Annotated in this window: 1 protein-coding gene; it reads right to left on the reverse strand. The window is 43.5% G+C overall.

Translation table 11 applies throughout. The annotated features are described in order from the left end of the window. Window positions 1-1,292 (reverse strand): 5'-3' exonuclease H3TH domain-containing protein (locus GMD6S_RS09195; protein WP_000304551.1); only part of this gene is annotated, 1,292 nt, incomplete at both ends.

Below are 1,292 nucleotides of genomic sequence, written 5' to 3' on the forward strand. Positions count from 1 at the left end.
TGCTCAATGACGACCTCATTTTCAGCCTGCATCTCAAGTAGGGTTTCTTTTTTGACCTTGATACCAGCAATTTCCATCTTAGCAAGGACAAAAGCCAGAGGTTGCTCCATATCATAGAGGAGATCTAACTGTCCATGTTCACTGAGTTTTTCGAGTAAAACCGGCTCTGTTTCAACCAATACTGCAACCTTGCGAGCCAAATGCTCCAAGAATTTCTCTCTCTCAGGGATAGCTTTCTTGACACCCTTACCGTAGAAAGTCTCATCATCGACCAAGTATGTTTGACCGTAGAGATTCGCAATGGTTGAAATTTCATTATTCTCGACAGTAGAGAGAAGGTATTTGGCCAAGCGACTGTCAAAAGCAGGGGCCTGCAAGTTCAAGCCCAAGCGATTTAAAAGAACCTTCGCTTTCTTAAAGTCATACACTTTCAGAGGTGTTTTTTCTAGAAAATTCTTGAGAATAGGCTCCTGTAAAAGCTCAAGTTTATCTGTAGCGTAAAGTTTATCCCCACAAGACCAAGCAAAACCAACCAAGTCATCTGTATGGTAGTTCTCACCAAAGAGTTCAAAGTGGAAGATAGAGTCTGCGCTCAGCATGTCTTGACTGACTTGGTCAACGATGGCGAAATCCAAGCTTTCAGGCGCATCCGTTGATGACACATTTAGAGCTTGTTTGAGCTGTTTGAAACCCATCTCATCGTAGAATTTCCCGAGATTTTCCACATCTGGGCCATTATAGACCAAATCATCTAGTCCAATCTCAATTGGTGCCTGAGTTTCAATGGTCGCTAGTGTTTTAGATAAAAAGGCTTGTTCCTTATCATTGATGAGATTTTCCTTCATCTTAGAAGCCTTCATCCCATCGATATGTTCATAAATACCCTCTAGCGATCCGTGTTCTAGCAAGAGCTTGATGCCCGTCTTTTCACCAATCTTAGTAACACCAGGGATATTATCAGACTTATCCCCCATCAGGGCCTTGAGGTCTATAAACTGAGCTGGTGTGAGGCCCATTTTTTCCATAAGATAGCCTGGCGTAAAGGCCTCAAACTCAGCCACACCTTTCTTAGAAATCTCGACTACCGTATGCTCATCCGTCAACTGGATCAAATCCTTATCTCCGCTAACGATAGTCACATCGAAGGAATCCTTCTCAGCCAAACGGCCCAGAGTCCCGATGATATCATCCGCTTCATACTGGGCCAACTCATAATGGCGAATCCCAAGATGGTCTAACAACTCACGAATGAAGGGAAATTGCTCACGAAACTCATCTGGAGTTTTAGCACG

Source organism: Streptococcus sp. GMD6S, assembly GCF_000297015.1.